Below are 15,942 nucleotides of genomic sequence, written 5' to 3'. Positions count from 1 at the left end.
GATTATGAACAGCGAAACAAAATATAAAACTCTGATAGATAGCCCTAATATATCTCCCAGTTTGATTATTGATAAAACAGGTCGAGTTATTGCCTTTAGTAATGATTTTAAAAAAATATTACCTTCAATAACTCCGCAATCTAATTTCTTCGAACTTTTTGATGAAGTAAAATTACTAACACTTCAAAGAATGTTCATTGATGTAAGAAAATATGATACTCCCGTAAGAGATATAATAGATCTTGAAATGGATAAAGTTAAATATAATTTTGAAGTTGTATTCTCACCTTTGCGTAGTGAAAATAATGTTTACTTCCTGATAAATCTTAATCATGAATCATTTGTTAAAAATACAACCGAGACACAAAAATTTTGGATATCTACGTCGGAACTCGAAAAGATCGCTTATGATAAAAGAATTGTTTCGATCGTAAATAAAATCAAGCTTAATTATCCTTTCTCATTTATTGAAAAGGCAAAAGTTCAAAAAGATATAAATGAACTTGATGATTATTTCTGGATTAAAGAGTCATCCGGAAAATTAGTTTTGGTAAATGATAAATACGCAGATTCGTTAGGATTTAAGTCCAATCAATTAGAAAACAAAAATGAACAGGATTACCTTCCGAAATATTTGGTAAACCTTTATAAAACAGTTGATGCATATATTATTGATTCTACAAATTCAGTAATATTTGAAGGCATTGTTACTCCGGTTACAAGCGGTACTAATAGAAATATTTCTGTTGTAGAATTTCCTCTATGCGATCTTGATAATAATGTAGTTGCAATTATCGGATTTTCACAAAAGAAAGAACATCATATTCAAGAGACTAAAATTGAATCGGGCAATTTTATATTTAAGGATTTGCCTGTTGCTATTCTATTAATAGATAAAAATTTTAAAATAACATCTTACAGCAAAGAGTTTATTCGTCTGTTAAACCTCAATGATAAAGTAGATTTATCACTGATGGATTTAAGTAAAATATTTGAAAAGGGATTTATATCTCAATTCGAAAATTATCTGAAAAATGCAGATAGACATCCGGACGTAAAAACCAATTACTTATTTGTAGAAAAAGCTCAATTTAATACAGAAGTAAGCTTTAAGAAAATATTTGATCTGAACGGTGAATTTTACGGGACGCAGATTATTATAACTCAAAAACTGGATGCGGATCAACAGATAGAAACAAAAGCAAAAATGTACGAAGCATTAATTGAACATTTACCAGAAGCCATGTTTATCTATGATATAGAGAATTTAAAATTTCTTGATGTGAACGATGCTGCATTAAAATTATATGGTTATAAACGAAATGATTTTTTAAATATGGATCTGACAGATCTTTACGCTCCCGAAGATATCCAAACATTGATTCAAACCGGTGATAGTAAAATTGTTCAGGGAAGTTACAGCGGACCGTGGAGACATAAGAAGAATGACGGCACTTCTGTTTTGGTTGAATTAAGAAGATCTTCACTTGAGTTTAGAGGGAAGAAATCACATCTAAATCTTGTAAGGAATGTTTCCGAACAAGCAGAGTCTAAAAAAAGAACTCAGATTATAGAATCAGCATTTGATAATACAAGCGATCCGGTTATTATAACTGACAAAGATGGTTTTATTACTGAAATTAATGAACCGGTATCAAAACGCTTTGGCTACTCAAAAAAAGATTTGGAGACACGTCCTTTTATTTCTCTCGTCGCAGATGATGATCGTGCTAAGATAAATAAAAATATTTTTCATTCTGGAATTCTGAAGCCGACCATTTTAGATGTTGAAATAAAAAAACCTTCAGGAATATTTGTTAAAACTAATTCGATTGCAACACCTATAAAAAATTTCAGCGGCGATATAGATTCATTCTGTTGGGTTATCAAACCGATTGATGAACCAGTTATAACTAAAGATGTAAAGAAAACCCAAGAAGATTCCATCGAGAAGATTGATCCTCCGTTTCTTTCAAATGTTTTTCATGAGCTTCTAACACCAATTAATGTAATACTCGGTTTTACACAAGAGCTCGGAGAAAGCATTCAAAAACCAAATGAAGAACAAAAAGAAGCTGTTGATATTATAAAACAAAATCAAAAATTACTTCTTCAGATTATGGATAACGCCGTTGAATACTCAACACTTGAACAGAAAGTTGTAAAACTTAAGTCCGAACATATCAAGTTCGTAGATATGTTAAATGAACTTAAAGAGAATACTAAGAAAACTGCTGAAGATAAAAAAGTTGAACTTTCATATGGCAAGATTTCTTCTGCATTGGAAATCGAAACAGATCGTCAGAAGATCGTTTCATTACTAAGCTTATTTATCAAATTTGCAATCCAGATTACCAAAGAAGACAAAATATTTCTTTCGGCTTCTGTTTATCAGGATAATTACTGCGCAGTCAGCATTAAGGATACTTCTAAAACAATTACTCCTTACTTGTTAAAAGCATTTAATGATATTTTCGCGGATGAAGAGAATATGACCAGAAGAAATTACGGCTTCTCACGGTTCTCTGTTAAGCTCGCCAAAAAATTGATTGATTTATTATCAATTAGGAAAGAAACGATTACTAAAGATGCTGATCCGATTGAATTTGCATTGGTAATACCGCTTAAGTTAGTTATTAATGATATGAAAAAATTAGAAGTGGAAACTGTTCCTCAGCAAAAAGTTAGCGGCAAACAACCGGAAAAAGTTTCTACTCCGTCTTTAGTCTCAGTAGAAAAGAAACCGTTGGATCTCACACAGCTTACATGTCTCTACTTGGAAGATCAAGTTGATTCACAAATGCTGTTTAAGAGTCAGATGAAAGACCTTAAGAATATTGAATTCGCTCCAAGTTTTGAAAATGCATTGCCTCTTCTCAAAACAAAAAAATTCGATTTCCTTGTAATGGATATTAATTTACAAGGAGAGTATAACGGACTAGATGCATTAAGAATTATTCAGAAGATGCCCGGTTATAAAAATGTTCCGGTCATTGCATCAACCGCATATCTATTACCCGGTGCTCGCGATAGTTTTATTGCAGCCGGATTCAATGATTTTGTTTCTAAACCATTATTAAGAGATAAATTAATGGAAGTATTAAAAACTCTCTTTACCTGATTTCATTTCTAACTGCATTTAATAATTCACAAATTATTTCGCTTGACATTTCTTCCTATGCTTAATAGGTTGAATCGTAGACGATCATTTATTTTGTCAGGTTATGAATTATAAGACATTTTACAATTCTCCGATTGGATTAATTGAGATAGGAGGGACGGAAAACTCAATTACATCATTGTTCTTTATAGATGAAGAATTTAATCCCGATGCGAAATCGAATCCATATATTGAAAAATATGTAGAACAGCTTGATGAATATTTCAAAGGTAAGAGGAAAATATTTGAACTAAATATTCAACCAGAAGGAACGGATTTCCAAAAAAGGGTTTGGGATGAATTATTAAAAATACCTTACGGTGAAACAAGATCATATATGGAAATCACAAAAATACTCGGTGATCAAAAAGCAATTCGAGCAGTTGCAAATGCTAACGGACAAAATAAAATTTCGATCATCATTCCTTGCCATCGTGTAATTGGAAGCGATGGTAGTCTAACTGGTTATGGTGGCGGATTGTGGCGGAAGAAATGGCTTTTAGATCACGAGCAAAAATTTAGCAACAACGAAAAACAGTTGGAACTGATCTTATAAATATTTTATTGGAATCAAATGAATAACATATCCTTCAAACCATTATCAAAAGAAACATGGAAAGACTTTGAATATTTATTTGGTGTCTGCTCACTGAGTGTATGTTAGAAACTCCATATTATCCTTTGAGCTAATTTTAAGATTTAGCTAAATAGTTGTAACATACCAGCTATAGTTTATTGATTACAAAAATCGCAAAACTTTTTTATTCCCATCCATTTTTCGACCTCATCGTCTTTATTTTAACTCCATTAATTTCTATTATTCAATCGCCTTTTTTAAAAGTTTTCTTAAAAACAAGATTGATGGTAGGATAATTTCTAAAACAAAGAAGCTTTCCTTAAAATTTTTACAGAATCTTGAGAAATTAGACAAAAAAGAAAGATTATAAACTCTTCTTGATGGCAAGATATTTGAATTTCGTAACAAGTTAAAATCGGGAAAAATAATTATATAAATTATTGAGGATTAAATGGAAAGAAGGAAAATTACGATTGATGGAAATGAAGCTGCCGCTCACGTTGCGTACCGTGTTAGCGAAGTTATTGCTATCTATCCGATAACACCATCTTCAACAATGGGTGAGTTATCTGATGTGTGGTCGGCTAAAAAAATAAAAAATATCTGGGGAACAGTTCCAAGCGTTACAGAGATGCAAAGTGAAGGCGGTGCTGCCGGAGCCGTGCATGGTTCTTTGCAAAGCGGTGCTCTTACTACAACATTTACAGCTTCTCAAGGATTATTTCTGATGATTCCAAACATGTATAAAATTGCCGGTGAATTAACTCCTGCCGTTTTTCATGTTAGCGCTCGTTCGATTGCTGCCGCGGCTTTATCAATTTTCGGCGATCATAGTGATGTTATGGCAACACGTCAAACCGGATTTGGTTTGATATGTTCGAATTCAGTTCAAGAAGTTATGGATACTGCTGCAATTGTTCACAGAGCAACTTTAGAATCAAGAATTCCATTCATTCATTTCTTTGATGGATTCAGAACTTCAGCCGAAGTTGTTAAGATGGAAGAGTTAACCGATGAAGATATTCGTGCTATGATTGATGATGAAAAAATAAAACAGTTTCGGCAGAGAGCTTTGAAGCCGGAAAATCCTTTCATAAGGGGAACAGCACAGAATCCTGATGTTTATTTCCAAGGAAGAGAAACGGTAAATAAATTCTACGACGAGTGTCCTGAGATTGTTCAAAAAGCGATGGATAAATTTGCTTTAGTTACAGGTCGTCCATATCACTTGTTCGATTATTACGGTGCACCGGATGCTAAGCGTGTTATTATTTTGATGGGATCCGGAGCTGAAGCAGCAGAAGAGACAGTTGATTATTTATCACAAAGAATGGAAGAAAAGGTCGGTATAATAAAAGTAAGATTATATAGACCATTCTCTGCAAAACATTTACTTGCTGCAATTCCAAAAACAGTTGAAAACATTTCCGTACTTGATAGAACAAAAGAACCGGGCTCGCTTGGCGAACCATTATACCTTGATATTGTAACTGCAATTTCAGAGGCAATGAGTTCAAACAATCCTCCGTTTGCAAAGATGCCGAAAATCGTAGGTGGACGTTATGGTTTATCTTCAAAAGAATTTACTCCGGCAATGGTAAAAGCAGTTTTCGATAATATGAAAAAACCGGAGCCGAAAAATCATTTCACTGTTGGAATAAATGATGATGTAACATTCACAAGTCTTGATTACGATGAAAACTTTATGATCGAAGGTGATGAAGTAGTTCGGTGTTTGTTCTATGGATTAGGTGCTGATGGAACAGTCGGCGCGAATAAAAACTCGATAAAGATAATCGGTGAAGAAACTGAAAATTATGCACAAGGTTATTTCGTATATGATTCTAAAAAATCCGGTTCCACAACAGTATCGCATTTAAGATTCGGTAAGAAGCCGATCCGTTCAACATATTTAATTCAAACTGCAAAATTTGTTGGCTGTCATACGTTCGGACTTCTAGAAAAATTTGACGTACTTGGAAATATTGAAAACAGCGGAACATTCTTACTTAATAGTCCTTTCAGTAAAGATGAGACTTGGGATAATCTTCCAATCAGAATTCAGCAGCAGATCATAAATAAAAAATTAAATTTTTACTTGATTGATGGTTATGCAGTTGCTAATAAAACCGGAATGGGTAGCAGAGTTAATACAATCATGCAGACATGCTTCTTTGCTATTTCGGGAATACTTCCTAAAGATGAAGCGATTGAACAGATCAAGAAATCAATTCAGAAGACTTACGGTGCAAAAGGCGAAGAAATCGTAAAGAAAAATTTTGAAGCTGTTGATCAAACTCTTGAAAATTTATTTAAGATTGATGTCCCATCAAAAGTAACAAGCAAGATCGAAATTCCTTCAATCGTTTCTGATAAAGCTACGGATTATGTACGCAATGTTCTCGGCAAAATGATGGAAGGAAAAGGTGATAATGTAAAAGTTAGTGAAATGCCGATTGATGGAACGTTTCCGTCTGCTACTACACAATGGGAAAAAAGAAATATCGCACTCGATGTTCCTTCATGGGATTCGGAATGGTGTATTCAATGCGGTAAATGTGCTATGGTATGTCCTCACGCTTGTATCAGGATTAAATCTTATGACAAAAAATATTTGGATGAAGCTCCTCCAACTTTTAAAATGATGGATGCAAAAGGAAAAGAATTCCCCGATGGTTATGCTTATACAATTCAAGTTGCCGTTGAAGATTGTACCGGCTGCGAAATGTGTGTAGAAGTTTGTCCGGCAAAAAATAAAAAAGAAACGCGTCTCAAAGCGCTTAATATGACTCCTCAAATTCCGATCAGAGAATTAGAGAGAGCAAATTGGGATTTCTTCTTGACGTTGCCAGAATTAGATAGAAGACTTATCAACACTGGTGTTATTAAAGCTCAGCAATTACAGCAGCCGTTATTTGAATTCTCGGGTGCTTGCTCTGGATGCGGTGAGACTCCATACGTAAAATTAGTATCTCAGTTATTCGGTGATCATTCAATAATTGCAAATGCAACTGGATGTTCATCAATTTACGGCGGTAATTTACCTACAACTCCTTGGTCAAAAAATAATGAAGGAAGGGGACCAGCCTGGGCTAATTCGTTGTTCGAGGATAATGCTGAGTTCGGAATGGGAATGCGCCTCTCGATTGATAAACAAAATGAGTTTGCAATTGAACTGATCTCAAAATTAAAAGATCAAGTTGGAAATGAATTATCAAATGCAATTCTTCATGCAGATCAAAAAGACGAAGCCGGAATTTATGAACAGAGAGAAAAAGTAACAGAGCTCAAAAAGAAGCTTGAAAAAATAAAATCTAAAGACGCAGAAAAATTATTGGAAGTTGCAGACTACCTCGTTAAAAAATCCGTTTGGATTATCGGCGGCGACGGATGGGCTTACGATATCGGTTACGGCGGACTTGATCACGTTATTGCATCCGGCAAGAACGTAAATATTTTAGTCCTAGATACTGAAGTTTACTCTAACACCGGCGGACAAATGTCTAAAGCTACTGGAATGGGTGCAGTTGCAAAATTTGCCGCAGCTGGTAAACCAAATGCTAAGAAAGATCTGGCGATGATGGCAATGATTTATGGAAATGTTTACGTTGCAAAAGTTGCAATGGGTGCCAACGATGTTCAAACATTGCGCGCATTCATAGAAGCCGAAGCTTATAACGGACCTTCTTTGATTATTGCTTACAGCCATTGCATAGCACACGGTATAAATATGGCGAAAGGAATGGAGAGTCAGAAAGCAGCTGTTGATAGCGGTTACTGGCCGTTGTTCAGATACAATCCGGAAAATTTCAAAGAAGGAAAGAATCCGCTTAAGTTAGATTCAAAAGCTCCTAAGATCAAACTCGAAGATTATATCTACAAAGAGACACGATACAAGATGCTAACTAAATCTCATCCGACCGAAGCAAAAGAATTATTAGTAAAAGCTCAGGAAGAGGTATTTAAGAAATGGAAATTCTACGAACAGATGTCTTCGTTCGAAGTCGGCAAAGACGGTAGCGGAAAAGAGGAAACTAAAAACTGACGAAGTCACTCCGAGCCTGATGATAATCGGGAAGGTGTCTGAATATTCTAAAAAATATTTGAGGAGTAAAAATGAATCTCACAACAAAATACATGGGATTGAAATTAAAGAACCCGATCGTTCCTTCTGCTTCTCCGCTATCACAAAGTATTGATACTGTAAAAGCAATGGAAGATGCAGGAGCTGCTGCCGTTGTTGTTTATTCTTTATTCGAAGAACAGATCACGCATGAATCCGGTGAGCTTGATCATTATCTCTCCGTTGGAACTGATAGTTTTGCTGAAGCACTTAGTTATTTCCCCGAGCAGGAAAAATTTCCTCTTGGACCTTATCAGTATTTAGATCATATAGCCAACTTAAAGAAAGCTGTTGATATTCCGATCATTGGAAGTTTGAACGGTGTTAGTACCGGCGGATGGATTAAGTATGCTAAGAATATTGAGCAAGCCGGCGCCGATGCTCTTGAATTAAATGTTTATTATGTTGCTGCAAATCAGAATATTACCGGGCCTGAAGTTGAGAATATGTACGTTGATGTTTTAAAAGAAGTAAAAAAGAACGTGAAGATTCCGGTTGCTATAAAATTAAGTCCCTTTTTTACTTCGATGTCGAACATGGCACGTAAACTCGATCATGCGGGTGCTGACGGCCTTGTACTCTTTAACAGATTTTATCAACCCGATTTTGATCTTGATAAACTTGAAGTTGTTCCAAATCTTTTACTTAGTACAAATTGGGAAATGCGACTTCCGTTAAGATGGATCGCAATTCTTCACGGAAATATAAAAGCAAGTTTGGGAGCTACAAGCGGAATTCATAATCATATAGATGTATTAAAAATTATGATGGCAGGCGGCGATGTCGCAATGATGGCTTCTGAACTTTTACTTAATGGTGTTGGACGCATTACACAAATTTTAGACGGAATGAAAAAATGGATGGAAGAAAAAGAATATAATTCGATTGATATGATGAAGGGAAGTATGAGTCAAAAGAAAATTGCTCAGCCTGCGGCGTTTGAACGTGCAAACTATATGAAAACTTTACAGAGCTATAAATCGCTTAATTAATATTTGATTAATTTATAGAAGCCATTAGATTTGAACTGCCTAATGGCTTTTTTTATTTAAACTTTTTCAAAATATTTCGTAATAATTATTAATCGCAGATTATAAACCGAATGCATTCCTCTCAAACAATAACTGAACCGATTATTGGCAAGACATACTCACTTTATGGAAATTCGGTCTCAAGTGATTCTTATTTTGAATTAATATCTGATTTAGCTAGTAGATTTCTAAAGAATATAAATAGTACAGAAGAACTTCACGCCATAATTCAAAAAGCTAGTGGCCAAAAACGTTTTTTAAAAAGTCTGTTAAAAAATAATAATCAAACGATTCTATCACAGATTATTCATGAGTTAAACGAAAATCTCTCAGTTTATACTGAAGCCGTCAAAGAACATTTAAGAACACTCTCGGTTATTAAGAGATTTGAAAAAATTAAAACATTAACCACTGAGCAATATCATTTGTCCATGTTGGAAATTGAATTGACAAATAGACTCAATCAAAAAAAGTTTTTAGAGTGTGAATTAAAATACGCATTCCTTCCGCATTGCATGAGGGATTTTTCGCAAGAATGTTTATCGGCTCCCGATAATCTTGATTATGTCTGCAAAGCTTGTTCAAAAATCTGTCCCATCAATGAAATGAGTAAACTCCTCAGAAAAAATAAAATAAAACCTTATCTCTGGATGCAATCCGATCTTAAAAAATTATTTAGAACTCTTAAACTTGAAAATAAAAAAGTTGGAGTATTAGGTGTAGCATGCATTCCGGAACTAGTTAATGGAATGAGAATGTGCCAAAAAGCTCATGTCCCTGTAATCGGTCTCCAGTTAGATGCCAATCGCTGCCAGAGATGGATGGGTCAGTTTCATGAGAATACTATCAATATCAAAAAAATTACTAAGCTATTAAATAATTCTGATCCGCTCTAATTTTAACTTACCTAAATTAAGACACGATATTTTAGCCGATTTCTATTCCCTAAAGATTGGAGAAAGTTGCTGAATACATCGAAAAACGAACAACTAAAAAACATTTTCAATTTATAACCGTATATTAAGGTTAGGATTATTATAAATGTTTAGGATAAACAAAATATGCTTAAAAATGGCTTTAAAGATCTTGGACTTACGGAAGAAACACTTCATGCGATCCATTCAAAAGGATTTGAAGAACCGACCGAAATTCAGAAAAAAATTATCCCTCTTATATTAGAAAATAAAGTTGATTTAATAGGACAAGCTCAGACAGGAACGGGCAAAACTGCCGCATTTGCACTTCCTATTATACAACAGCTTGTACCAAGAGCTGGTCATCTTCAGGCATTGGTGCTCGTACCTACACGCGAACTCGCTATCCAAGTTGCCGAGGAATTTAATTCTCTTCGGGGGAATAAAAATATTCATGCGGCTCCGATCTACGGCGGGCAATCTTACGATACTCAACTTAGAAGATTGAAGAAAGGTGTGGATGTTGTAGTAGGAACTCCCGGTAGAATGATTGATCTACTCAATAAAAAAAGTATGTCCCTTTCGGAAATTGCATTCGCTGTTCTTGATGAAGCTGATGAAATGCTCAACATGGGTTTTGTCGAAGATATAGAAGATATCCTTTCAAGAACAAATCCTAATAGAAGAACACTTCTTTTCTCGGCTACGATGCCCGAAAGAATTGCAACACTTGCTAAGAAGTATATGGGCAAACGCGAGATTATCCGCACAAAACATTCCGGTGAGACAACAGAGCTTACGGATCAAATCTATTATGAAGTAAAAGAATCCGATAAATTAGATGCACTCTGCAGAATTATTGATACTACAATTGAATTTTACGGATTGGTTTTCTGCCGCACAAAAAATGATGTTGATCATGTTACTTCTAAACTGAATGACCGGGGTTATGATACGGAAGGTTTGCATGGTGATATTACCCAAAATGTTCGTGAAAGGATATTAACGAAATTCAGGAATAAAAAAATAAACGTGCTGATTGCTACCGATGTTGCAGCGCGCGGTCTCGATATTGAGGAACTAACACACGTTATAAATTATGCATTGCCGCAAGATCCAGAGGCATATTTACATAGAATAGGCAGAACCGGACGTGCCGGCAAAGAGGGAACAGCTGTAACTTTTATCACTCCGGAAGAATATCGTAAGTTAATGTTTATAAAAAACTTTACACAAACCGAGATACGCAAAGAAAGAATTCCTCAAATTCATGATGTGATCAATTTTAAGAAAGAGAAAATCGCTGCGCAATTGAAATCAATGATGGAAGTAGGATTGGCGCATAACTACGTATCACTAGCAAAAGAGATGATCAAGAATCACAATCCGGAAGATGTTGTTGCAGCTTTGATAAAATACACATATCAGAACGAACTTGAAGAAGAAAATTATGCAAAGATCCACGATCTCTTTGAAAGAAAAAGATCACTCGATTCTAGAGATGATCGCCCGATGGGAAGAAAAGAATATTCACGTAGGGATGATCGTAAAAAAGGAAATGAAAGAGGTGATTCAAGAGAAAATCGTTTTGAAAGAAAAGGAAAATTTAGCTCTGATAAAGGTAAATCTAGAATGTTTCTTGCATTAGGCAAGAAAGATGATCTTAATCCAAAAGAATTATTACTGATGCTCAAGAAAAAAGCCAATGTTAGTCCTGAATTAGTTACAGGTATTCAAATATCGGATGCGTTTTCATTCTTTAACGTACCGCCAAAAGAATCCGAAATTATTTTGAGTAAGCTCAACTCTAAGGATAAAGGAAAAAGACCAATCGTTGAAAGAGCGAAAGGAAAGTAGTGATTTGTTGTTTATTCCTCATAAATTATTTTTTAAATATAAAAGAACATGGAAAGAACAAAATCTAAAACCTCTCAAAGTTTTATAAAGCTAAAAAGGATGTAATGATTGATTTTTTGATAGAGTATAATTAATTTAAACACACTTGAGAGTAGTCAACCGATTATTGGTGAAGAGAATCAAAATGTAAATTATTTTAGTTCCGAATAGTATACATGAAATTGATTTTTGTTTTGGGGGATAAATGGGGCATAAAAGACTCTGGACATTACCTAAATCTAAAGCATGGCGCTTGATCATTGATGAATTAGTTCCATTTTGCTTGGCGTTTCCGAAATCTCAGCGATGGTGCAAAATACTCATCGAAATGTTCAAGGAAAATTCAGCAATTTATACAACGATCCATCCATGTTTTCTGCATTTGAATTTTTATTACATGTCTCTTTTACTTTCGAGAAAGAAAATGATTTTGATAAAATAATTTTTCTGAACATTTGAAAAGATAAGTATGAAGATAAGTGTATTCTAAAATATTTAGATTTTTACGGGGGTAGTTATGAAAAGAACATTTACTATTTTAGTTTTATTACTGCTTAATAGTTTGCTTTGGGGGCAGATAGCTGCCTGGCAATTTGGCAGTCCTGCGTCTACGGGTAGTGAAGTGATTTACAACGCAACCACTAACAATGCTAACCTCAATACTTCAACTCTTTCTAGAGGCACCGGAATAAATGTGTCTACTCTGGCACGAGGGTTTTCTGCCACTAATTTTCCGGCGTCAGGGACAAAAGCCGATGCCATTACCAACAACAGGTTTTTCCAATTTACAATAAGTGCACAATCATGGTATAAAGCTTCACTTTCAACATTAGACGTTAGGCTCAGGCGGTCAGGCACTGGTCCCAACTCCTATATTTGACGATACAGTGTAGACGGCACGAACTTTACAGATATTGGAAGCGATGTGAGCTTTACTAGCACCGTAGACGGTGTGGATCAATCACAAATAAATTTGACTGTTATATCGGCCTTACAAAATGTTTTAAGCGGTACAACAATTACGATTCGTTTGTATGCGTGGGGAGCTACAACAACTGGAGGAACATTTGCTATCGGAAGATATGGATCGGCCGTTACAACTAACAGTTTAGCAATTGGTGGAACAGTTGGTCCATTTGCAACAACGACAGTTCAGCTCACAAATGGTATTGCTACCTCCCCTTTATCTGGCGGGCATGTTAATAAAGCAACAATAGGATTTTCACTTACTTCTGAAGGAACTCCAAACTTCACAGCAATTAATGTGCAGACATCATCAACATCAGTCGGCAAATTAACTAATATCAAAGTTTTCAAATCCACAGATAATGATTATTCCACAAGTGGAGATAATTCTCAAGTATCGGGACTTACAATTAACCAGACAGCCACAGAAATTCAAATTAGCGGATTTTCAGAAGCGTTATCAGATACTCCTACAAATTTTTTTGTTGTGACAGACATTGATTTATCCGTGACAGGTGCAACTTCAAATGTTCAACCCTCTTTTACAGAAACGAATATTACTGTATCAGCGGGAACAGTAAGCGCAGTTACTGTTACTGGTACTAATTACGCATTTCAACCGACGGCAATCTTATTAGATGCAATGGAGGCCGGAACATTAAATTATACTGAAGGAGATGATGCGACTCCGATAACAAGTGCAACAACTGTAGCAGCAGTAGAAGCTAACCTCGTAAGTGGAGTTATTCAGATTATAAGCAATTATCAAAACGGAGAAGACCTACTCGGTTTCACAAATCAAAACGGCATTACCGGGAGTTGGGATGCAACTACTGGAACATTAACTATTAGTGGAACAACTTCAGTAGCAAATTATCAAACTGCTGTAAGGAGTATTACATATCAGAATACATCATTTATTCCAAATACTTCGCATAGAACAATAAGTTTTACAGTCAATGATGGAACTGTAAACAGCAATACTGTTACAAGAAATATTTCTGTTACGTCTGTTAACAACGCTCCTTCGCTTGCCGCTATTGAGGCCCCAAATCTGAATTACACTGAAGGAGAGGCTGCAAAACAAATTATTGATACCATAACCGTGAGCGACTTTGACAATACAACAATTAGTAGCGCTATAATTCAAATAACTAGTAACTATTCAAACGGTCAAGATATTCTCTCCTTTACAAATCAGAATGGAATAACGGGTGTATGGACTGCAGCTACCGGGACAATGAGTTTAAGTGGTGTAACAACAAAGGCGAATTATCAGACAGCTTTACGAAGTATTACTTATCAGAACACCTCTCAAAATCCTAATACATCAGTCCGCACAGTGAGCTTTGTTGTAAATGATGGGGCGTTAAATAGTAATACTGTAACAAGAAACATAAATGTTGTAGTAGTTAACAATTCACCAGTAATAACATCATTGGAAGAAACCCAACTGGTTTTTTCAACCGGAAGCCCGGCAGTTACAATTACGCAGACTATATCATTAAGCGATCCTGATAACATCAATTTGGCTAGTGCTGAAGTAAAAATAGCAGTTCACTATCAAAATGGGAATGATGTTTTGAGTTTTACTAATGCTAACGGAATTATAGGAACATGGGATGCTTCAAATGGAACCATAACACTTACTGGTGTATCATCAATAACTAATTATCAAGCAGCACTAAGAAGCGTTACTTATCAATATACAGAAGGTGCCATTTCGAACTTATACATAAGGACAATCAGTTTCAAAGTAAATGACGGCGCGTCTGACAGTTATGTTGTTAGCAGAGAAGTTAACTTAGGGAACACACCGCCTGTCCTGGCAGGAGTGGAATCAAACCCATTAGAATATAAACAAGGTGATAATCCTGCAATAATAACAAATGGACTAACAATAACTGACAATGGAATTCCTAACTTACAATATGCAGTTGTTAAAATTTCTAACAATTACAAAAACAACGAAGATGTTCTTAGTTTCACAAAGCAAAATAAAATTGTAGGAACATGGTATCCCTTTCAAGGAGTATTAGTCCTGAATTTAGGTTTATCATTATCAAATTATGAGACTGCATTAAAAAGTGTTACATACCATAATATTAGCAGTAGCCCAAGTACACTACCTAGAACAGTTAGTTTTAAAGCGTCTGATCCGTATCAAGAAAGTAATGAAGTAACCCGTACTATAAACATTACTCCAGTATATACAGTTGCTCTTATCTCAAATCCACCCAATGGAGGAACAACCAATGGTAGTGGAACTTTCGATCCGGGAAATTCTGTAACAGTTACTGCAGCTCCAAACACTGGGTACACTTTTGTGAATTGGACAGAAGGAGGAACGGTAGTTTCAACGAGCCCGAGTTATACTTTCATAATCAATTCTAACAGATTGTTGATTGCTAATTTTGCGATCATACAGTGCACAGTGACAACAAGCTCAAACCCTGCTGAAGGTGGAACCACGAGTGGAAGCGGTACTTTTAATTACGGTAATTCGGTCAGTGTGACTGCAACTCCAAGCAAAGGATATTCATTTGTTAATTGGACAAGCGGAGGTACTGAAGTCTCAACTTCATCTACTTATACATTTATAATCACCAACAGCCAAGATTTGGTGGCTAATTTTATGATGCTACCAATCTTAACAGTTACACCGGATTTTCTTTCTATAGGTCCGATTGCCGGTACTGCTTCGATAAATGTATCTAATACCGGTGGCGGAACAATGAATTGGATCGCTATATCAGATATATTTTGGATAAAAATTACTAGCGGAGCTAACGGCACTAACAATGGAATCATTGATATAAGTTATAATCAGAATAACAGTGTTTCGAGAGCCGGAACAATAACGATCACTGCCGAGGGCATTACTGGTAGCCCAAAGAGTGTTGAGATCAGGCAAGGTGCAGCTGTAACCTACGTTGAAAATCTAAATTTAGGTATTCCAGATGCATATAGACTTGAACAAAACTATCCGAATCCCTTTAATCCAACTACAAAAATTAGATATGGATTGCCCCAGGTAAGTAATGTCGTTATAACTGTCTATAATATCCTGGGAGAAGAAATAACAAAACTTGTGAATGATTTTCAATATGCGGGATTTTACGAAGTAAATTTTAGTGCGAGTAATTTAACCAGTGGAATTTATATTTATCGGATCTCTGCCGGTAATTTTATGCAGTTAAGGAAAATGTTATTGATCAAATAATTATTAAAAAATAGTGTTTTAAAAAAAAGACGGGAGATTTTTTTTCTCTCCC

Annotated in this window: 9 protein-coding genes; all 9 read left to right on the top strand. The window is 35.3% G+C overall.

Annotation, left to right across the window (positions count from 1 at the left end):
- The first annotated feature begins 4 nt into the window (after positions 1–4).
- The 9 genes from NTZ27_03695 (at position 5) to NTZ27_03655 (ending at position 15,890) form a co-directional block, all read left to right on the top strand.
- Positions 5–3,121, top strand: a complete 3,117-nt coding sequence (locus NTZ27_03695) for a PAS domain S-box protein (GenBank protein MCX6173839.1) — start codon at positions 5–7, stop codon at positions 3,119–3,121.
- Between the two features lie 103 nt (positions 3,122–3,224).
- Positions 3,225–3,716 carry a methylated-DNA--[protein]-cysteine S-methyltransferase gene (locus NTZ27_03690; protein MCX6173838.1) on the top strand — a complete coding sequence of 164 codons (492 nt, stop codon included), beginning with the start codon at positions 3,225–3,227 and terminating at the stop codon, positions 3,714–3,716.
- A gap of 472 nt (positions 3,717–4,188) precedes the next feature.
- Positions 4,189–7,782 carry a pyruvate:ferredoxin (flavodoxin) oxidoreductase gene (nifJ, locus tag NTZ27_03685; GenBank protein MCX6173837.1) on the top strand — a complete coding sequence of 1,198 codons (3,594 nt, stop codon included), beginning with the start codon at positions 4,189–4,191 and terminating at the stop codon, positions 7,780–7,782.
- A gap of 71 nt (positions 7,783–7,853) precedes the next feature.
- Positions 7,854–8,852, top strand: a complete 999-nt coding sequence (locus tag NTZ27_03680) for a dihydroorotate dehydrogenase-like protein (protein ID MCX6173836.1) — start codon at positions 7,854–7,856, stop codon at positions 8,850–8,852.
- Between the two features lie 110 nt (positions 8,853–8,962).
- The gene (locus NTZ27_03675) at positions 8,963–9,787 is read left to right on the top strand and encodes a DUF116 domain-containing protein (protein ID MCX6173835.1); all 825 of its coding nucleotides are present in this window, start codon (positions 8,963–8,965) and stop codon (positions 9,785–9,787) included.
- Positions 9,788–9,952: 165 nt separating this feature from the next.
- Positions 9,953–11,662: a DEAD/DEAH box helicase gene (locus tag NTZ27_03670; GenBank protein MCX6173834.1), complete on the top strand. Its 1,710-nt coding sequence runs from the start codon at positions 9,953–9,955 to the stop codon at positions 11,660–11,662.
- 244 nt (positions 11,663–11,906) lie between these two features.
- Positions 11,907–12,143, top strand: coding sequence for a hypothetical protein (locus NTZ27_03665; protein MCX6173833.1), 237 nt, complete (start codon positions 11,907–11,909; stop codon positions 12,141–12,143).
- Between the two features lie 75 nt (positions 12,144–12,218).
- On the top strand, positions 12,219–12,581 hold the full coding sequence (locus NTZ27_03660; GenBank protein MCX6173832.1) for a hypothetical protein: 363 nt from the start codon (positions 12,219–12,221) through the stop codon (positions 12,579–12,581).
- Positions 12,582–12,626: 45 nt separating this feature from the next.
- The gene (locus NTZ27_03655; GenBank protein ID MCX6173831.1) at positions 12,627–15,890 is read left to right on the top strand and encodes a T9SS type A sorting domain-containing protein; all 3,264 of its coding nucleotides are present in this window, start codon (positions 12,627–12,629) and stop codon (positions 15,888–15,890) included.
- The last annotated feature ends 52 nt before the right edge of the window (positions 15,891–15,942 follow it).

The organism is Ignavibacteriales bacterium (assembly GCA_026390775.1).
Classification (GTDB): domain Bacteria; phylum Bacteroidota; class Ignavibacteria; order Ignavibacteriales; family Melioribacteraceae; genus Fen-1258.
Note: the sequence above shows the minus strand (reverse complement) of the source record. Positions and strands in the feature narration are given on the sequence as shown.